Consider the following 17,905-nt stretch of genomic DNA (forward strand, 5'->3'; position numbering starts at 1 on the left):
TCTTATCCCTCTACAACTGATGTATTTGCCAATATAATCGTCGTATCGTCTGCAACAGAAAAAGTGCCGTTATGAATATCCCTTGGCAAGACATTGATCCCGAAACCCTGACCAACCTCATCGAACATTTCGTCTTGCGCGAAGGGACCGACTACGGTGAACGCGAGCTGTCACTGGCCGCCAAGGTAGCCAGGGTGCGCCAGCAATTGGAAAGCGGCGAGGCGGTGATCGTTTACTCGGAACTGCATGAAACCATCGACATCAAATCCAAACGCCAGTTGGGTCACCGCTAACCCCTCGCAAATTCTGTCGACCCTGCATTTTTGACATCCCGGCTTGACCTTGCCGCCCAGCCCTGTTAATAACTCTTTCCGTTAATGTTAACGACAGGGTTTGTCATGTCTGCAAAACACCCCATTATTGCAGTAACAGGGTCCTCGGGGGCGGGTACGTCTACCACCTCCGAAGCATTCCGTAAGATGTTCAATATGATGGGCATCAATGCTGCCTGGCTTGAAGGCGACAGTTTTCACCGCTTCACCCGTCCGGAAATGGACGTCGAAATCCGCAAGGCCAAAGAGCAAGGCCGCCATATCAGCTATTTCGGGCCCCAGGCCAACGACTTCCCGCTGCTGGAGACTTTCTTCCGCCAGTACGGCGAAGACGGCAGCGGCCAGTTCCGCCGTTACCTGCACACGTTTGACGAAGCCGTGCCGTACAACCAGATGCCAGGCACGTTCACGCCTTGGCAGACCCTGCCAGAAAATACCGACCTGCTGTTCTATGAAGGGCTACACGGCGGGGTGGTTGATGGCGAGGTCAATGCCGCCCAGCATGTCGACCTACTTATCGGCATGGTGCCTATCGTCAACCTCGAGTGGATCCAGAAAATTGTCAGGGACACCCGGGATCGCGGCCACTCCCGCGAGGCGGTAATGGAGTCTATCGTGCGCTCGATGGATGACTACCTCAATTACATCACCCCGCAGTTTTCCCGTACTCATATCAACTTTCAGCGAGTACCAACGGTCGATACCTCCAACCCCCTCAGTGCCAAGGGGATCCCGAGCCTGGATGAAAGCTTCGTGGTGATCCGCTTCCGCGGGATCAAAAATGTCGACTTCCCCTACCTGCTGTCGATGATTCAGGGCTCGTTTATGTCGCGCCACAACACCCTAGTGGTACCCGGCGGCAAGATGAGCTTCGCGATGGAGCTCATCATGCGGCCGCTGATCCAGCAGCTGATTGATACGGGGAAGATCGGGTAAGAGCGGCGATAGGCGATAGGCGATAGGCGATAGGCGATAGGCGATAGGCGATAGGCGATAGGCGATAGGCGATAGGCGATAGGCGGGATTTTACTCTGCCCCTGGCCCATCGCCATCTTTTGCCGCAGTATTACTCTTCTACCACCTCATACGAATGGGTCATCTCGACCCCTTCCCCCAACATCAGGCATACCGAGCAGTATTTTTCCAGCGAGTCTGTCACCATCTTGGCCACAACGGCTTCATCCAAGTTTTCTCCGGTAACGACGAAATGCAAGTTGGCCGTGGTAAAAATACGCGGGGCCTGCTCGCGCCGAACCGAGGAGATCTGCGCTTCGCAACCGGTAATTTTCTGCCCCGCCGACTTGAGACCGTCAACCACATCCACCGAGCTACACCCGCCTGCAGCCATCAACACCAACTCCATCGGACTCGGTGCTTTTTCGCCACCGTTACCGTCCATAACCACGCTGTGGCCAGAATTTGACTGTCCTAGAAAGGTCATATTCTCGACCCATTTCACTCGTGATTGCATTGCTTTCTCCTTACAACTTTTAGGGGCTTTTGGCACTATCTAGCAACTGTGTGATCATGTGCACACTTATGACTACAAAATGGCCTTTTCAGATAGATCAATATCAAGAAAAGCGCGCCGAAAAAAGATAAAATCTGAACTAATTATTCACGTGAGCTTGCAGCCCAGCGGTTGACTGAATATCCTAAACGACGAGCTAATTATGATTAGGCCCAGCCTCATTTTGAAGGACGTCGTTGTTGGGCAACAAACGCAGAGGAAGTTAGTAATATGGTTCCAGGTAAACCTCAAACAGATCCAACTCTAGAGTGGTTTCTTTCCCATTGCCACATTCATAAATACCCATCAAAGAGTACTTTGATCCACGCGGGTGAAAAAGCAGAGACGCTCTACTACATCGTCAAAGGTTCTGTTGCGGTCCTGATCAAGGATGAAGAAGGTAAGGAAATGATCCTGTCTTACCTAAACCAAGGTGACTTCATCGGTGAATTAGGCCTATTCGAAGAAGGCCAGGAGCGTACCGCATGGGTTCGTGCCAAGACCCCTTGTGAAGTCGCAGAAATTTCGTTCAAGAAATTCCGCCAGCTTATCCAGGTCAACCCGGATATCCTGATGCGCCTGTCAGCACAGATGGCAAGCCGCCTTCAGGTGACCAGCCAGAAAGTCGGTGACTTGGCGTTCTTGGATGTTACCGGCCGTATCGCACAGACGCTATTGAACCTGGCCAAACAGCCAGATGCAATGACTCACCCAGACGGTATGCAGATCAAGATCACCCGCCAGGAAATCGGCCAGATTGTTGGCTGTTCCCGCGAAACTGTGGGCCGCATTTTGAAGATGCTGGAAGAGCAGAACCTGATCTCCGCCCATGGTAAAACCATTGTTGTTTACGGTACGCGCTAAGCAACCCGTTGAAACAAGTCGATCCCCAAAAGCCGCATCATGCGGCTTTTTTATTGCCGTTCGCCAACCCTTTTCATACTTACACAGCATTAGTGTCTAGTGCATCACTGTTTTTATGCTTGTATCTATTCCGTCCAATGCTACATTGTGCATATCAACCCTCATCACCTGTAATGGAATACCGGTATGGATATCGAACGCTATTCGCCACACAGCTCTCACCACGTACAGCGCGGGGTCATTTCACCGCTTCCAGATACCATCGAAATGACCGGGTTCAGTGACAGCCGCCACTATCTCGAGCAGCACGAAAGGGTGAAACGCTATCCGCCAGAAACGCACCTGGGCTACCCACTCGACAGTTTCAAGCATTAGTGCAGTCCATAGAACAAGCCTGCGACCACGGAGGCCACAGGCGCTAGGGCTTACACTAACCGCTGCGAGTACGACAGCGTCAGTTTACATCGGTACTTTCGAAGATCTTGTCAGCTGACGCCTCAACAAAACCGGAATACAGCTCACCGTCTTCCTTAGGGTAACGCTTGGCAAACTCATAGAAGCCGCCGGGAATGGTATAGACACCATCGGTAAAACCGACCTCTACCCTATCTGCCATGGTCGACGACTGCTCCAACATCACCTCGGGGCTCCCCTTGACCTCACCGCCTGAGCTATTGATTTCAAACCCGTTGTGGCGCAGCAGGTGATTGACCTCGGCCACCTCGGTAAACTGCTCGAGCTGATTGAGGCTGACGGTGAAATGATTGGCACCAAAGCCATGGGCGGCCAGCCAGCCGGCATACTCGCTCTCGGCCGCCAGCAACTCATAGGTCGCGTAGTCCAGGTCCCATAACCGGCCACCATACAAAAAGGCTGGATCATGCATGGCCTGCTCGGGCACCTGTTCAACCAGATCCCTGACCGTTTGCTGCAGCAGGGAGCTAAACTGGCCGACCATCAATTCGCTGATAAACACTTTGGGTGCCAATGGGTTGGGATGCTCAAAATGCTCGGCGTACAGCTTTTTGGCCTCGAAGTGGTAGCGGCCACACGGCTTGTAACCAAGCGCGATAAACGGGGCCGCCAACCGGTCAAGACCGACCATCGGTAAGTTAAATGTCCGCAGCGCAATATGGTCGTTGAGCAGCGGCTCCTCCTCGGTCAGCAGATCGTGAACCTGAGCAGCCGAGGGGCACAGACGCTGGATATAATCCTGCCATAACTGTTCAAATAGTTGCTCTACCCTTTCCATGTGCTCGCTATCCTCTTTGGCTAGTGAATGATTGACGATGGCTCTCACAGCGTGAGACCCGGTGAAAGCTGAGCGGGTAACTCCGGCTTCTCACCTTCCATCGATGCCATCGGGTATGCACAGTAGTCTGCCGCGTAATACGCACTCGGCCGTAAGTTCCCCGACGCCCCCGGGCCGCCGAATGGCGCATCGCCACTGGCTCCCGTTAGCTGGCGGTTGCGATTAACGATCCCGGCCCGGATATGCTCGACAAAATACTGCCACTCGCTGTCGTCGGTCGACACCAGACCTGCCGACAGGCCGTAGCGGGTATCATTGGCCTTCTCCACCGCCTCAACCAGCTCGCCGTAGCGGGCAACTTGCAGCAATGGACCAAAATATTCTTCATCCGGCAACTCGGCAATCTGGCTGACCTCGATGATCCCCGGAGTGACAATCGCCCCCTGGCCACGGGTCGCCGGTAGTAGCGGCTCGCCGCCCATCTCAACCAATCGTGACTGGGCCTGGATAATGTTGTCAGCGGCCTGGAGCGAGACTTGCGCCCCCATAAATGGTGCCGGCTCGTCAAACTGGCCGCCCACCCGGATTTGCCGGGTCAGCTCAATCAAACGGGCCAAAATACGATCACCTTCCTCGCCAGACGGCAGATAGAGCCGTCGGGCACAAGTACAACGCTGGCCGGCACTGATAAAGGCAGACTGAATAATAGTGTAGACAGTCGCATCCAGCTCGCCAAAGTGGCGGGAGATCACCATCGGGTTGTTGCCCCCCATCTCGAGTGCCAACATCTTACCCGGCTGGCCGGCAAACTGGCGGTGCAGTAGGTGACCGGTATTGGCACTGCCGGTAAAGAGCAAACCATCGATTCCTTTCGCGCCGGCAAGGGCTTCGCCGGTTTCCCTGGTCCCTTGAACCAGGTTAATAACCCCGTCCGGTAACCCGGCCTGCTGCCACAGTTTCATGGTTTCCTCGGCCACTTTTGGCGTCAGATCAGAGGGTTTGAACACCACGGTATTGCCCGCCAGTAACGCCGGCACAATATGGCCGTTAGGCAAATGGCCCGGGAAATTGTAAGGCCCGAAGACGGCCATCACCCCCAACGGACGGTGGCGCAGCACAGCCTGGGTACCTGCCACCTCTTTCTGCTTCTCGCCGGTCCGCTCATGGTAAGCGCGCACCGATATCGCAATCTTGCCGACCATAGCCCCGGCTTCGGTGCGGGTCTCCCACAGCGGCTTGCCGGTTTCCTCGGCAATCACCACCGCAATGGCCTCGCTGTGGGCCTTGACCAACTCGGCAAACCGTTCGACTATCGCCTGGCGCTCGGCAAACGGGGTATTGCGCCAGCCCACCAGGGCTGCCCTCGCGGCAGACACCGCCTGCTCGACCTGCTCAGCCGTTGCGGCCTGGCCCTGCCACACCACTTCAGCGGTATAGGGATTGAGCGACTGCATCGCCTGCCCTTCGCCGGCGAGCCAGCGACCTGCAATCCATTGAGTCATGATGTTCTCCTTTACTGGGCGATCAGGCGCACCTGATCCCCTTGTTTAACGTCCAGCGCCTCAGCCGCCTCAGGGCTAAGCAGCGCGGTGCCATCCAGCACATCAACCTTGTCGACCACCGCACGGAAGTGGGTAAATGAAGTGTTGCTGACAATGCAATCGGCCAGCCCGGCCGGTTGGCCGATCTCGACCCGACACACCTGAGAATGGCGGACCGACTCGATATTTCTGACATCGCACTCAACAGTCGGGCCGGCATCAAAAATATCGACATAACCACGGCAGGTGAACCCCTCTTTCTCCAGCAGACGCAGTGCCGGGCGGGTTTTCTCATGCACTTCACCGATCACCGCCTGGGCTTCGGGACTGAGCAAGTTGACGTAAATCGGCAGCTTTGGCATCAAATCGGCGATAAAGCCCTTCTTGCCGATACCAGTCAGGTAGTCAGCCAGGGTAAAGTCAATCGAGAAGAAGTGCTCTTTTAGCCATTCCCAGAACGGGGAATTACCGTCTTCATCCGATACCCCGCGCATCTCTGCGATCACCGTCTTGTCAAAGCGCTCCGGGTGCTGTGCCATCATCAGGAAACGACACTTAGACAGCAGGCGGCCATTGAGCCCCTGTCGCCACTCCGGACGCAGGAACAAAGTACAAAGCTCACTCACGCCGGTGTAGTCATTGCCGAAAGTCAGCACCTTGACCACGTTATGGACATTGAGCCGGCGAGACGAGTGGACCACGGTACTCAGGTGGTAGGTATAAAACGGATTATCTAACCCAATAGCGGCTTCGATCGCCGTCGTCCCAGCAATTTCCCCGGTCTCGGTATCTTCCGCCACCATCAGGTATCCTTCCGTGCCCGGTTGGATCACCGACTTGGCAAAACTCTCTTCGGAATGTTGAATCCGGTTGGCGAGGATTTCCTCGTTAACCGGTAGCGAGGTGAAACCATGGCCTGACTCTTGCGCGCACTGTAGTAGTGCCGGCAGATCCGCGGCAGTAATAGGACGTATAACCAGCATCGAACTCCCTCCTGATGCAAGCTGCAGCAATGCTGCCAACTAATGAGAAACCGGCACGGGGCCGGAGGTTGCGGCCAAGCTCCTGCCAGCCGCCCCCGGTTAACATAGACTATGAATAAATTTTGGCGATGGCACGTTCAAGCCGGGCCATGCCCTCGTCGATATCAGCTTTGTCAATCACCAGCGATGGCGTGAAGCGCACAACATTGGCCCCGGCTACCAGCACCATCAACCCTTCTTCACCGGCGGCAACAAGGATATCTCTTGCCCGGCCCTGCCACTCCTCATTGAGTGCCGCCCCCAGCAACAAGCCTTTGCCGCGAATTTCGGCAAACACCGGATACTTGGCATTGATTGTGGCAAGGGCTTCGCGGAACCATTGCTCGCGCTGCCTGACTCCCGCCAGCACTTCCGGCTTGGTCACTTCACTGACCACCGCCTCGGCCACCGCACAAGCCAGCGGGTTACCACCGTATGTCGAGCCATGGGTACCGACTTTAAGATGCGCAGCCAGTTCGGTTGTGGTCAACATCGCACCGATAGGAAAACCGCCGCCAAGGGATTTGGCGGTACTGAGGATATCCGGCGTCACTCCCAACCCCTGGTAGGCATAGAAATCCCCCGTCCGGCCATTCCCGGTCTGCACCTCGTCGAAGATCAGCAAGGCATTGTGCTTGTTGCACAGCTCGCGAACGCCCTGAACAAACTCAGGTGTCGGCGATACAATACCGCCTTCGCCCTGCAGCGGCTCCATCATGATCGCACAGGTCCGCTCCGACATGTGCTCGGCCAGACTGGCCAGGTCGTTATAGGCAAGATGGGTAACCGCACCCGGCTTGGGCCCGAAACCATCGGAATACGCTTCCTGGCCACCGACAGTCACGGTGAAAAAGGTCCGGCCGTGAAACCCTTGCTTGAAGGAGATAATCTCGGACTTCTCCGGGCCATATTTATCCGCTGCATAACGACGGGCCAGCTTCAACGCAGCCTCATTGGCCTCGGCCCCGGAGTTGGCAAAAAAGACTTTTTCGGCAAAGCTGTGTTCGGTGAGCAGCTTAGCCAATCGCAGTGCCGGCTCGTTGGTCATCACATTGCTGAGATGCCAGATCTTCTCAGCCTGTGCCTTGAGCGCATCCACCATCACCGGGTGACAATGGCCCAAACAGCTCACCGCGATGCCGCCGGCAAAATCAATATACTCCCGCCCGTCTTGGTCCCACACCCGAGCACCTTGCCCCTTGACCGGGATCATCTGCATCGGTGCGTAACATGGCACCATTACTTCATCGAACACCTGACGATCGACGCTATACTCCTTTGCCATTATCGTTTCCTTCTCTCGTTTTTGCCTTAAGCATAGTATTTACATTTTATTAACCAATTCCAATAGCAGAATATTTTTTTATTCCCGCTAGGTTACCGGTTAATTACCTACAAAATACATATTTATGCGGGGTTGTGGAAAACTTATTAAGCCCAGTTCACTAAAAGGTGTTTTTCCTGCAAGGAAATAAAATCATTTTCCGCCCCGAAGCTGCATAATTTTTCCGTGCCAAAAAAAGCAAAAAAGCTAAGTAAATGTTAAGAAAGGTGACAAGGATCGCGCCATTGAGACGGCCCAGGAGACAGATTCCACGAATTTTGGTGCAGAGATGAACGAGGGGGCGGACAAAAAATGAGGCACAAACCGGGCGTGGCAGCATTTCCTGCTGCCAGCGGCTGACACACTCAACGGCGAAGGAAATTCGCCAGCAGCTGATGGCCCTGCTCGGTCAGGACACTTTCCGGGTGGAACTGGACCCCTTCGATCGGCAGCGTTTTATGGCGGATCCCCATGATTTCATCGCGCACGCCGTCTTTTTCCGTCCACGCCGTGACTTCAAAGCAATCAGGCAACGTCTCAGCCTTGACCACCAGCGAATGATAGCGGGTCACGGTGAGCGGGTTATTCAGCCCGGCAAACACGCTGCGGTCGGTATGGATAACCGGGGAGGTCTTGCCGTGCATCACCTGGCGGGCGCGGACGACGTCGCCACCAAACACCTGTGCAATGGACTGATGGCCGAGGCAAACCCCGAGGATTGGCAGCTTGCCGGCAAAATGGCGGATAGCCGCCAGCGAGATCCCCGCTTCATTCGGGGTACAGGGGCCCGGCGAGATCACCAGGTGGGACGGGGCCAGCGCCTCGATGCCAGCAATATCGATGTCATCATTACGTACCACCTTCACCTCGGCCCCCAGCTCACAGAAATACTGGTACAGGTTGTAGGTAAACGAGTCGTAGTTATCGATCATCAATAGCATGGGTACTTCTGCTCCCTGGAAAATACAGCGGCCTATTGTGCAGCAGGACAGCAGAAAGGCAAGCATAGACGAAAAAAAACCGGCCAGAGGCCGGTTTTCGGTGTTTAGCGCTGCGCTGGCATTATGGGCGAGCCACAAAACCGACTGCTGCGTACGCTTTCTTGAGCGTTTCAGCTGCGCGGGCAGACGCCTTCTCGGCACCGGCTTTCATCACCTCGTCAAGGAAGGCACGGTCAGCGCGGATACGGTGGTATTCCGACTGGATAGGCTCGAGCATCGCCACAATCGCTTCACCGACGTCTTTCTTGAACGGGCCGTACATCTCAACGCCTTGGTACTGCGCTTCGATTTCAGCAAACGTCTTGCCGGTTGCTGCCGAGTACAGCCCCATCAGGTTGGAGATCCCGGCTTTGTTCTCGATATCGTGGGCGATACGCGGTGGTGTTTCAGTATCGGTCTGGGCCTTGTTGATCTTCTTGATGATCGCCTTCGGCTCTTCCAGCAGGGTGATCACGTTCTTGCGGTTATCATCCGACTTCGACATCTTCTTGGTTGCGTCCTGCAGGCTCATCACGCGTGCGTTGACGGTCGGGATGTATGGTTCAGGCACCTGGAAGATCGCTTCGCCATCGCCGTAGATGTTGTTGAAACGGGTCGCGATATCACGCGCCAGCTCAAGGTGCTGTTTCTGATCGCTGCCAACCGGTACTTGGTGGGCACCGTATAGCAGGATATCGGCCGCCATCAGTACCGGGTAGCCGAACAGGCCAACGTTCACATCGTTGGCGTGGCGCTGCGACTTGTCCTTGAACTGGGTCATGCGGCTCAGCTCACCCATCTGAGTGTAGCAATTCAGCAACCAGCCAAGCTGGGCATGCTCAGGCACGTGCGACTGAACAAACAGGGTGCTCTTCTTTGGATCTACACCAACAGCCAAGCAAATCGCCAGCGCGTCCAGTGTCGCTTCGTGCAGCGCTTTTGGGTCCTGGCGCACAGTGATGGCATGCAGGTCTACAACACAGTACTGGCAATCATAATCATCCTGCATCTGTTCCCACTGACGCAGCGCACCCAGATAATTACCGATACTTAATTCACCTGAAGGCTGTACGCCACTCAATACAATGGGTTTGGTCATGATGAGATTTTCCTATGTCACAAAAAAGCTGCGGCTCTCTGCCGCAGACACAATATCAATCCAGGCTCGGCACAACACCGAACGTACTAGCCGCCTAGTTTAACCACTTCTGCCAAGTGACTGAAGTGATCCAGTACAATATCTGGGTTACTTTCGCTGATCGGCTGGCCATAGTTGTAGCCGTAAGTCAGCCCCACAACATAACATGACGCCGCTTTCGCCGCCAAGATATCGTTACGGGAGTCACCGACCATCAACATCTTCTCTGCCGTGATCTGGTGTTTGTCGAGCAGCCAGTTCAGGGCATATGGATCCGGTTTTTTCAGCGGGAAGGTATCACCACCGATGACATCGACAAAATACTCGGCGATGCCATGTTCTTCCAGCAAGTGCGGTACGAACTGAGCCGGCTTGTTGGTCACGATAGCCATCGGGACTCCAGCCTCATGGAAAGCCGCCAGTGTCTCTTTTACCCCAGGGTAAAGCGCGCTCTTTTCATGACCGCCTTCTTCGTAGAAGCGATCAAACAACGCCCTGGCTTCACGGTGCAAGGCAGGGTCGAGATCCGGGTCAACATCAACACTCTGGCTCAGGGCACGGCCGATCAGAATATCGGCCCCGTTGCCAATCCAAGTGGTGACCTGCTCAACCGTCACACCCGCACGGCCCAGGGCGCGCATGGTCTTGTCTGCAGCGTCAGCCAAGTCCGGCACGCTGTCGAGCAGCGTGCCGTCGAGGTCAAAAGCAATAAAATCAATACCGCTCAACTGGCTCATTAGCGCTCAACCTTGGCCAGCTCAGCACGCATTTCATCGATCACTGCCTTGTAGTCCGGCTGGCTGAAAATCGCCGAGCCTGCCACAAACATATCCGCACCGGCTTCGGCGATTTCACGGATATTGTCAACCTTCACCCCACCATCGATTTCAAGGCGGATCTGGCGGCCTGAAGCGTCGATGCGCTTGCGCACTTCACGCAGCTTGTCCAGTGTCGCAGGAATGAACGACTGGCCGCCGAAGCCAGGGTTCACCGACATCAGCAGGATCATGTCGACCTTGTCCATGATGTAGTCAAGGTAGTGCAGCGGGGTCGCCGGGTTGAATACCACACCGGCCTGGCAGCCGTGCTCTTTGATCAACTGCAGTGAACGGTCTAGGTGCTCGGTCGCTTCGGCATGGATGGTGATCATGGTTGCGCCCGCCTTGGCAAAGTCAGGGATAATGCGATCCACCGGCTTCACCATCAGGTGTACGTCGATCGGCGCGGTAATACCGTAGTCACGCAGGGCCTTACACACCGGCGCACCAAAAGTCAGGTTCGGTACGTAGTGGTTGTCCATCACGTCAAAGTGCACAACATCGGCACCTGCTGCCAATACTTTCTCTACATCCTCGCCAAGACGAGCAAAATCTGCAGACAGGATAGATGGAGCGATCAAAAAGTCCTTCATGTTCAGCCTCTATACGGTACAAACGAAAACGTTATCGGAAGTCGGCGCAATTCTACCCGATCCTCAAGATGATGTCTTACCGGATTTCATTATGGGTGTGCCACAGGGCAGCTACACTTATGTTCGGGCAGCCGGATCTCGCAAGCGGTAGATATAGAAACTCACAGTGACTTTTTTATACGGAGATAAGCCATGGCCGAGCGCAAACCGCCCCGCCCCAACTTAGTGAAAAGCGTCGCCGGGGCACTATTTGGGGTACAGTCGGAGAAAAACAGGGAGATAGATTTCAGCCAGCAGCGTCCGCTGCCATTTATTGTGGCCGGGATCGCTGCTATCGCATTATTTGTCGGAGTGTTGGTCGCTATCAGCCAGCTGGTAACGAATAGCTAGCCGGCAGAGTTTAATTTTGTGGCGGCTTAAACAGGGCCAGCAACTCATCGACCTTGTTACGGCCACCGCCATTGCGGCTGATGGTGCGCTTGACCTTAACCACAGACAGCTCGGCACCGTGGTACAAGCGGCGGGTCAAGGTGGTGTCGTGGTTGGAGATCAGCACCGGAATATCGCGCTCAGTCGCCGCCTTCTCGGCGGCATCGGCCAAAGCCGCCTGATCATCGAGGCTGAAGCCATTGCCGGCATATGACGTAAAGTTGGCCGTGGTCGAGAGCGGGGCATACGGCGGATCGCAGTACACCACACACCCCTTGCGCGCCCGCGAAAAAGTCTGCTGGTAGCCTTCGCAGACAAAGGTCGCCCGCTTGGCTTTTTCGGCAAAGAAATACAGCTCATCTTCCGGGAAGTAAGGTTTCTTGTACGAACCGAACGGCACGTTGAAGCCACCTTTCTTGTTGTAGCGGCACAATCCGTTGAAACCGTGGCGGTTCATATACAGAAAGTACAAGGAGCGCAGGTACGGATCCCGGGTGTTGTTGAACGCCTCACGGATCTCCAGGTACGCCCCCTTCTGGTTGTATTCCGGGGTAAACATCGCCTTGGAGTCACGCACATACTGCTCGGGACTGTCCTTGAGGATATTGTAGAGGTTTATCAAGTCGGGATTGATATCGGCAAGCAGGTACTGCTCGAAGTCCGTATTGAGAAAAACCGAGCCGGCACCGACAAAGGGCTCGACCAGTTTTCTCGCAGGCGGCAGGTGGCGCTCGATCTCCTCGACCAGAGAATATTTACCTCCAGCCCATTTCAGGAATGCACGATGCTTTTTCATTCAGCTGACCACCAATACCGACTTTGTAACGAAAGGTGGCGGATTGTACACCATTTCAATCTGTGTCTGTACCGCTTGAGGGAAATATCTGACAAAGAAACGGGTTATTTAGCCCGATCCATTTCGGTATGGATCTGACGGTAAGATTTCACCCAGGGATCAACCGACTGCAACCGGGCCGGCAGACGGCTTTCGGCAAGGCGTGCCGACTGCACATCCGGGTAATCGCCGGTGACGATAATAAACCACGCCACACCGTTGCGACGGGTTTCGTACACATCGGCCAAGGTTTCGATATCATAATCGAGGATAAACTGCTGGGCGGTCGGCAATGAGCGCATTGCCGCCAGCTGCAAGGCATAGTGCTCAGGCGCAACACCACGCAGCTTGCTGCCCAACTCTTGAGCGGCAACAGGAGTGGCAGCGACAACCGATGCCCCTTCCTCTACCGCCGCCCCTTCCTCTACCGCAGAGTCTTCTGTGGCACCAAGCCCGGTCACGTCAACCGGCGGCTCAGCTTGGGCCGCGGAGTCTTCCCCCGCCACGGGGACTGGCTGCAGGCTGTCACTATCGGGGTGAACTTCAGGCAGCGCTACCGGCTGCCCTTCGGGCAAGTTCGGCTGCAGGCTGTCCTGGCGTTCGGCGACCGCCTGCTCGCCAGTACCGCCGAGCTGCTGTTCGTCCAGCATCGCGTCGACCACATCAGAAGGCACGACAACCCGTGGGGCACTATCACGCCGGCCGACCGTCAGCCCTTCGACCGACACATCCGGCGGCAGGGCATGGCTGTCCTCTTCTACGGTCAGCGTCGAGTCCGGTGCCTGCGAAACCGCATTCCCGTCGACGATGGCCGTATCAGCCGGCTCATCCGGCAAGCGATCCAATTGTGCTTGAGGGATCCCCCCCTGGGTCGGGCGCTCATCGCCAGGCGGCATGAACCACCAGGCTATCACGGCAGCCACAACCACAACCAATCCGCCCAGCAGCGCCAGCGGCGATACCTTGCGGGATACTTTTTCAGCCATATCCTTATCCTCTGCTAATTCGAGCTTGAGCAACTCCCCCGGCAGCGGGGCGCAGCTTGAAGCCAGCTCGCGGATCCGCCGCCTTCCCTGTGCATCAATGTGCTCGCCATCAAACAACATTTCGACCATCAACTGGGCTTCTTGTTCCGACAGCGGACCGATTTCCACCTCCAGCGGCGCGTTGCCCTGGCCCTGCACCAGCTGGCCCAGGTATTTATCCAGCCTGCTGCTGAGGCTAAACAGCAGCACATTGACCTGCCAGTCCGGGTACAGACGGGCCTGCTGCACAATCCCCCACAGCTCAGCCACCAGCTCCTGGCTCAGCAAATGCGCATCATCCACCACGATCAACGCATTGACCGGCTGGCCCTGACACAAACGTTCAAGACTCTGGCCAAGCGGGTCCTGTTCATTAAACACGGCACGGGGAGCAAGCTGCTGGAGGATAATCGAGCGGTGCTGACCGTCCTGCTGGTTGGGATGGCAAAGCAGCAAAGACTGGCGGGAGTCACCGGCCCAGTGTTCGAGGTAACGCTGGGAGAGCCAGGTTTTGCCGGCCCCTTCATTACCCGTCACCTGGATAAGGTTGGAGCTAAAGCGGGTGAGAAACTGCAGTCGGGAAAGAAGCTGGACTTGGGAATCCAAATCCAGCGGGTTCAGGTGTAGGCCGCGGCTCATAGGCAACCTACGGGATCAGGCTTGTACCGCTTGGCGCAGTACGTCTTCCGGTACGCCAGCGACAACTTCTGCACTGCCAATACCGGTCGGCAGGATCAAACGCAGCTGACCTGAAAGTACTTTTTTGTCTCGCATCATATGCTTCATGTAAGCCTCAAAGTCCATCCCTGCCGGGCCTTTTACCGGCAGGTTGGCTTTTTCCAGCAAGCGGATAATACGCTCGACCTGTTCCTCTGCGATAAGCCCCTGCAGTTGTGCGGTACGGGCAGCCTGTACCGTGCCAGCAGCCACCGCTTCTCCGTGTAGCCAGTTGCCATAGCCCATTTCGGCCTCGATAGCATGACCGAAGGTATGGCCAAGGTTAAGCAATGCCCTAACCCCCGATTCCTTTTCGTCGGCCGCCACCACATCGGCTTTGATTTGGCAGCAACGGGCAATGGCATAACTCAGGGCATCATTATCAAGGGCTTGAAGCTTGTCGATGTTCTGTTCGAGCCAAACAAAAAAATCAGCGTCGACAATAATGCCGTACTTGATCACTTCCGCCATACCTGCTGCAAACTCGCGGGCAGGCAAGGTCTGCAGGCAGTGGTTATCGATCACTACCGCTTTGGGCTGATAGAACGCCCCAACCATATTTTTGCCCAGCGGATGGTTGACCGCCGTCTTGCCGCCGACCGAGGAGTCGACCTGGGCCAGCAATGTGGTCGGTACTTGCACGAAGTCCACCCCGCGCTGGAAGCAGGCAGCCGCAAAGCCGACGATATCCCCAATCACCCCGCCGCCCAGGGCGACAAGGACCACATCACGGCCATAGTTACCTTCCAGCAGGAAAGACATGATCTGGTTGAAAGTATCGAGGGTTTTATACTGCTCGCCGTCGGGCAGTGACAGCAATGCGACTTCGCTTGGCAGCGAACGGATAGTCCCGATGATCTGCTCGGCATACAGCGGGGCTACCGTTTCATTACTGACCACAACAACGCGTCGGCCTGCCGGGATGGCAGAGGAAAACAACGCCGGGTTATCAAATAACTCGGCGCCGATTGAGATAGGGTAACTTCTGTCACCAAGATTGACGTTGATCCGTTCCATGGTCAGCTCTCTTTTCGATTAGCGCTCTTCTAGCATTTTGATGATTTGGTTAGCAACTACCTTGGCGCTCTGATCATCAGTGCGAACCACGTAGTCTGCTACTTCTTCATACAACGGATTACGCTCGTCTGCAAGTGATTCCAATACGTCGCGAGGAGTATCAGTTTGCAGTAGTGGACGCTTTTTATCGCGCTGAGTACGTGCCAGCTGCTTCTCGATAGTCGTCTCAAGGTAGACCACAATGCCACGGGCAGAAAGGCGGTTACGGCTTTCTTTGCTCTTCACCGAGCCACCACCCGTTGCCAGAACAATCCCCTGCTTCTGAGTCAGATCGTCAATCACGTTCTCTTCACGAGTACGGAAACCGTCTTCACCTTCAACATCGAATACCCAGCTAATGTCAGCACCGGTACGCTCTTCAATCACAGTATCTGAATCAAAGAACTCCATATGCAGCTGCTGTGCAAGGTGTCTACCGATAGTACTTTTGCCGGCACCCATTGGGCCGACCAGGAAAATATTTCGTTTTTCAGCCATTTTTAGCAATATTTACGCGCGGTTAATAAAACGACACCGCCCGCAGGCTTCGATAAATCAAGCCCGAGGCGCCAACTTCCTCACATTTAATTCGTGATAAGATCGAAAATTATCTCAGGACAAGGCCGCTGTTGGCAATAGCTAGGTGGGGATTAATTCCGTTCTGGCGCAATGCTGGGACGATTATTGTCCCAGCGCGCGGCCAAATTCATCACTGGTAGACAATTTTGGGCGTGACAAAAATCAGCAGCTCCTTCTTGCCCAGCTCTTCCAGCCGATGGCGGAACAGTGCCCCCAGCACGGGCAAATCCCCCAGCAGCGGCACCTTGCGTACCGCATTAGTGATGGCATGCTGGTAGATCCCGCCGAGCACCACCGTCTCGCCGTTTGCCACCAGCACCTGGGTACCGATACGCTGGGTGTCGATGGCCACCGCTTCGCCCGTTCCGGTTTGCACCACCTTACCTTTTTTGTCCTGGGTCACCACCAGATCCAGCACCAAGTTTCCGTCCGAGGTAATTTGCGGGGTCACCATCAGACTCAGCACCGCTTTCTTGAAGCTGACCGAAACGGCACCGCTGGAAGCCGCCTCGAGGTAGGGAATTTCAGTCCCCTGCTCGATGTAGGCCATTTTCTTGTTGGTGGTCACCAACCTCGGACTGGAGATCACTTCGGCCTTCTGTTCCGACTGCAGGGCCGAGAGCTCCAGGTCGAGCAAGATATCGCCCATTTTGGCGACCTGGAAGGCAATGCTCGAGGCACCGGGAGAGGTTGCCCCCAGGTTGACATTGAGGAAGTTCTCCACCGCCTTCTCGCCATCGGTGATATCCAACAACCCGGCCGACGCCAAATTCCCTTCAATCGAGCCACCTAGTGTCGAGCTGCCATTGGTCTTGAGGATCCCCCAGCGGACGCCCAGTTCATCGATATCCCCCTCGTTGATGGTAACAATCCTGGCTTCGATTTCGACCTGCTGTACCGGGATGTCGAGCGCCGCCACAATGTCACGGATATTAGCCAGGCTGTCTGGAATATCATTGATGATCAGAGAGTTGGTGCGCTCATCGATATGCAGCGAGCCACGGGCCGATAGCATGCTGATCCCGTCATCGGCCCCCTGCAGCAGCCCTCCGAGTTCAAGCGCATTGGCGTAATTGATCTTGAAGATTTCCGAACGCAGGGAGGCCAGCTCCTCGGCTTTACGCTTCGATTCCAACACCTGCTGCTCGCTGCGTGCAAGCTCCTCCTTGGGGGCCACCATCAATACCGAACCCTGCTCGCGCTTGTCCAGCCCCTTAGCCCGCAGAATGATGTCCAGTACCTGCTGCCAGGGTACCTCGTCGAGACGCAAGGTCAGGTTACCCTGCACCGAGTCCGAAACCACCAAGTTGAAGTCGTTATACTCGGCGATCAGCTGCAGCACATTGCGCACCGGCACATCTTGGAAGTTAATCGAAATCGGCTTGCTATCGTAGCGGATCCCCGCTTTGCCACCTCTTCCTCCCTGCGGCTGCACGGTCGGCTGTACCGTCACTAACAGTGACGCGCTCCCAGCCGTATCCCGGGTGGTGTAGTCGTAACGGTAATCCCCTTCAACGGCCAGTACCAACCGGCTACCGCTGGCCATCTGGAAGGTTTCAACGGCAAGCACCGGGGTGCCGAATTCCTTGACATCCAGCACATAGACCAACTCCTCGGGCAGCTCTACCTGCGGCAACTCGATCACCAGTTGCTTATCCAGCCGCCGAGCACCGACCTCAATGGCCCCGCTCGACAATACCACCTCCAACACGCCGCCCCCCTTAACATTACGGGAGAAGTCGATATTGCTGATCTGCGTAACCGCGGTGGCGGCAACCGCATGGCCATGCAGCAACGCCACACCAAGCAAGACCCTCCAGCCACCCCGTGCTACTCCCTTTGCCCATCTCAACCGCAGGGCCTGCAACCAATTCCTTGTCATCCGTTCTA

19 protein-coding genes are annotated in these 17,905 nt (G+C 55.6%); 5 read left to right on the forward strand and 14 right to left on the reverse strand.

Annotated features, from left to right (window positions below; all coding sequences use genetic code 11):
• The first annotated feature begins 71 nt into the window (after positions 1-71).
• Both C9J03_RS04400 and C9J03_RS04405 read left to right on the forward strand, forming a co-directional pair.
• On the forward strand, positions 72-293 hold the full coding sequence (locus tag C9J03_RS04400; protein ID WP_044622378.1) for a YheU family protein: 222 nt from the start codon (positions 72-74) through the stop codon (positions 291-293).
• A 105-nt stretch (positions 294-398) separates the two neighbouring features.
• Entirely contained in the window at positions 399-1,268 is an 870-nt protein-coding gene (locus C9J03_RS04405; protein WP_044622377.1) for a phosphoribulokinase, read from the forward strand.
• Between the two features lie 130 nt (positions 1,269-1,398).
• On the opposite strand, the gene C9J03_RS04410 is transcribed toward C9J03_RS04405, so the two are convergent.
• Complete coding sequence (locus tag C9J03_RS04410; protein WP_044622376.1) at positions 1,399-1,803, reverse strand: OsmC family protein; 405 nt, start codon at positions 1,801-1,803, stop codon at positions 1,399-1,401.
• Between the two features lie 270 nt (positions 1,804-2,073).
• Here C9J03_RS04410 and crp point away from each other — a divergent pair, with 270 nt between their 5' ends.
• Positions 2,074-2,706: a cAMP-activated global transcriptional regulator CRP gene (gene crp, locus C9J03_RS04415; RefSeq protein WP_036801200.1), complete on the forward strand. Its 633-nt coding sequence runs from the start codon at positions 2,074-2,076 to the stop codon at positions 2,704-2,706.
• 186 nt (positions 2,707-2,892) lie between these two features.
• Positions 2,893-3,081 (forward strand): hypothetical protein, encoded by a 189-nt coding sequence (locus C9J03_RS04420; RefSeq protein ID WP_039468981.1) that lies wholly within the window; start codon positions 2,893-2,895, stop codon positions 3,079-3,081.
• A gap of 79 nt (positions 3,082-3,160) precedes the next feature.
• On the opposite strand, the gene C9J03_RS04425 is transcribed toward C9J03_RS04420, so the two are convergent.
• The 8 genes from C9J03_RS04425 to rpe form a co-directional block, all read right to left on the reverse strand.
• Complete coding sequence (locus tag C9J03_RS04425) at positions 3,161-3,958, reverse strand: DUF1338 domain-containing protein (protein ID WP_039468983.1); 798 nt, start codon at positions 3,956-3,958, stop codon at positions 3,161-3,163.
• A gap of 44 nt (positions 3,959-4,002) precedes the next feature.
• Positions 4,003-5,460: a succinylglutamate-semialdehyde dehydrogenase gene (gene astD / locus C9J03_RS04430; protein WP_044622375.1), complete on the reverse strand. Its 1,458-nt coding sequence runs from the start codon at positions 5,458-5,460 to the stop codon at positions 4,003-4,005.
• Positions 5,461-5,471: 11 nt separating this feature from the next.
• Entirely contained in the window at positions 5,472-6,482 is a 1,011-nt protein-coding gene (astA, locus tag C9J03_RS04435; RefSeq protein WP_044622374.1) for an arginine N-succinyltransferase, read from the reverse strand.
• Between the two features lie 109 nt (positions 6,483-6,591).
• Positions 6,592-7,806, reverse strand: coding sequence for an aspartate aminotransferase family protein (locus tag C9J03_RS04440; protein WP_044622373.1), 1,215 nt, complete (start codon positions 7,804-7,806; stop codon positions 6,592-6,594).
• Positions 7,807-8,210: 404 nt separating this feature from the next.
• Positions 8,211-8,786: an aminodeoxychorismate/anthranilate synthase component II gene (locus tag C9J03_RS04445; RefSeq protein WP_039468998.1), complete on the reverse strand. Its 576-nt coding sequence runs from the start codon at positions 8,784-8,786 to the stop codon at positions 8,211-8,213.
• Positions 8,787-8,907: 121 nt separating this feature from the next.
• On the reverse strand, positions 8,908-9,924 hold the full coding sequence (gene trpS / locus C9J03_RS04450; RefSeq protein WP_039469001.1) for a tryptophan--tRNA ligase: 1,017 nt from the start codon (positions 9,922-9,924) through the stop codon (positions 8,908-8,910).
• An 86-nt stretch (positions 9,925-10,010) separates the two neighbouring features.
• Entirely contained in the window at positions 10,011-10,700 is a 690-nt protein-coding gene (locus tag C9J03_RS04455; protein ID WP_044622372.1) for a phosphoglycolate phosphatase, read from the reverse strand.
• Entirely contained in the window at positions 10,700-11,374 is a 675-nt protein-coding gene (gene rpe / locus C9J03_RS04460) for a ribulose-phosphate 3-epimerase (RefSeq protein WP_039469006.1), read from the reverse strand. Before rpe ends, C9J03_RS04455 begins: the two co-directional genes overlap by 1 nt.
• Before the next feature lie 192 nt (positions 11,375-11,566).
• Here rpe and C9J03_RS04465 point away from each other — a divergent pair, with 192 nt between their 5' ends.
• Complete coding sequence (locus C9J03_RS04465; RefSeq protein ID WP_044622371.1) at positions 11,567-11,764, forward strand: DUF2970 domain-containing protein; 198 nt, start codon at positions 11,567-11,569, stop codon at positions 11,762-11,764.
• Between the two features lie 10 nt (positions 11,765-11,774).
• Here C9J03_RS04465 and dam read toward each other — a convergent pair whose 3' ends face one another.
• From dam to C9J03_RS04490, 5 genes are all read right to left on the reverse strand, one after another.
• Complete coding sequence (dam, locus tag C9J03_RS04470) at positions 11,775-12,599, reverse strand: adenine-specific DNA-methyltransferase (RefSeq protein WP_039469012.1); 825 nt, start codon at positions 12,597-12,599, stop codon at positions 11,775-11,777.
• A 104-nt stretch (positions 12,600-12,703) separates the two neighbouring features.
• Positions 12,704-14,302, reverse strand: a complete 1,599-nt coding sequence (locus tag C9J03_RS04475; protein WP_044622370.1) for an AAA family ATPase — start codon at positions 14,300-14,302, stop codon at positions 12,704-12,706.
• 15 nt (positions 14,303-14,317) lie between these two features.
• Complete coding sequence (gene aroB, locus C9J03_RS04480) at positions 14,318-15,397, reverse strand: 3-dehydroquinate synthase (protein ID WP_044622369.1); 1,080 nt, start codon at positions 15,395-15,397, stop codon at positions 14,318-14,320.
• Positions 15,398-15,415: 18 nt separating this feature from the next.
• The gene (aroK, locus tag C9J03_RS04485; protein WP_039469017.1) at positions 15,416-15,934 is read right to left on the reverse strand and encodes a shikimate kinase AroK; all 519 of its coding nucleotides are present in this window, start codon (positions 15,932-15,934) and stop codon (positions 15,416-15,418) included.
• 211 nt (positions 15,935-16,145) lie between these two features.
• Complete coding sequence (locus C9J03_RS04490) at positions 16,146-17,897, reverse strand: type IV pilus secretin PilQ (protein ID WP_082060563.1); 1,752 nt, start codon at positions 17,895-17,897, stop codon at positions 16,146-16,148.
• Positions 17,898-17,905 lie beyond the last annotated feature (8 nt).

The sequence above is a fragment of the Photobacterium gaetbulicola genome (assembly GCF_003025515.1).
GTDB lineage: Bacteria > Pseudomonadota > Gammaproteobacteria > Enterobacterales > Vibrionaceae > Photobacterium > Photobacterium gaetbulicola.

Excerpts from the sequence above, each read along its gene's own strand:
- C9J03_RS04465 (WP_044622371.1), top strand. The coding sequence starts at position 11,567 with ATGGCCGAGCGCAAACCGCCCCGCCCCAACTTAGTGAAAAGCGTCGCC.
- trpS (WP_039469001.1), bottom strand. The coding sequence starts at position 9,924 with ATGACCAAACCCATTGTATTGAGTGGCGTACAGCCTTCAGGTGAATTA.
- rpe (WP_039469006.1), bottom strand. The coding sequence starts at position 11,374 with ATGAAGGACTTTTTGATCGCTCCATCTATCCTGTCTGCAGATTTTGCT.
- C9J03_RS04420 (WP_039468981.1), top strand. The coding sequence starts at position 2,893 with ATGGATATCGAACGCTATTCGCCACACAGCTCTCACCACGTACAGCGC.
- C9J03_RS04410 (WP_044622376.1), bottom strand. The coding sequence starts at position 1,803 with ATGCAATCACGAGTGAAATGGGTCGAGAATATGACCTTTCTAGGACAG.
- dam (WP_039469012.1), bottom strand. The coding sequence starts at position 12,599 with ATGAAAAAGCATCGTGCATTCCTGAAATGGGCTGGAGGTAAATATTCT.
- crp (WP_036801200.1), top strand. The coding sequence starts at position 2,074 with ATGGTTCCAGGTAAACCTCAAACAGATCCAACTCTAGAGTGGTTTCTT.
- aroB (WP_044622369.1), bottom strand. The coding sequence starts at position 15,397 with ATGGAACGGATCAACGTCAATCTTGGTGACAGAAGTTACCCTATCTCA.
- C9J03_RS04425 (WP_039468983.1), bottom strand. The coding sequence starts at position 3,958 with ATGGAAAGGGTAGAGCAACTATTTGAACAGTTATGGCAGGATTATATC.
- astD (WP_044622375.1), bottom strand. The coding sequence starts at position 5,460 with ATGACTCAATGGATTGCAGGTCGCTGGCTCGCCGGCGAAGGGCAGGCG.
- C9J03_RS04455 (WP_044622372.1), bottom strand. The coding sequence starts at position 10,700 with ATGAGCCAGTTGAGCGGTATTGATTTTATTGCTTTTGACCTCGACGGC.
- C9J03_RS04475 (WP_044622370.1), bottom strand. The coding sequence starts at position 14,302 with ATGAGCCGCGGCCTACACCTGAACCCGCTGGATTTGGATTCCCAAGTC.
- C9J03_RS04490 (WP_082060563.1), bottom strand. The coding sequence starts at position 17,897 with ATGACAAGGAATTGGTTGCAGGCCCTGCGGTTGAGATGGGCAAAGGGA.
- aroK (WP_039469017.1), bottom strand. The coding sequence starts at position 15,934 with ATGGCTGAAAAACGAAATATTTTCCTGGTCGGCCCAATGGGTGCCGGC.
- C9J03_RS04405 (WP_044622377.1), top strand. The coding sequence starts at position 399 with ATGTCTGCAAAACACCCCATTATTGCAGTAACAGGGTCCTCGGGGGCG.
- astA (WP_044622374.1), bottom strand. The coding sequence starts at position 6,482 with ATGCTGGTTATACGTCCTATTACTGCCGCGGATCTGCCGGCACTACTA.
- C9J03_RS04445 (WP_039468998.1), bottom strand. The coding sequence starts at position 8,786 with ATGCTATTGATGATCGATAACTACGACTCGTTTACCTACAACCTGTAC.
- C9J03_RS04400 (WP_044622378.1), top strand. The coding sequence starts at position 72 with ATGAATATCCCTTGGCAAGACATTGATCCCGAAACCCTGACCAACCTC.
- C9J03_RS04440 (WP_044622373.1), bottom strand. The coding sequence starts at position 7,806 with ATGGCAAAGGAGTATAGCGTCGATCGTCAGGTGTTCGATGAAGTAATG.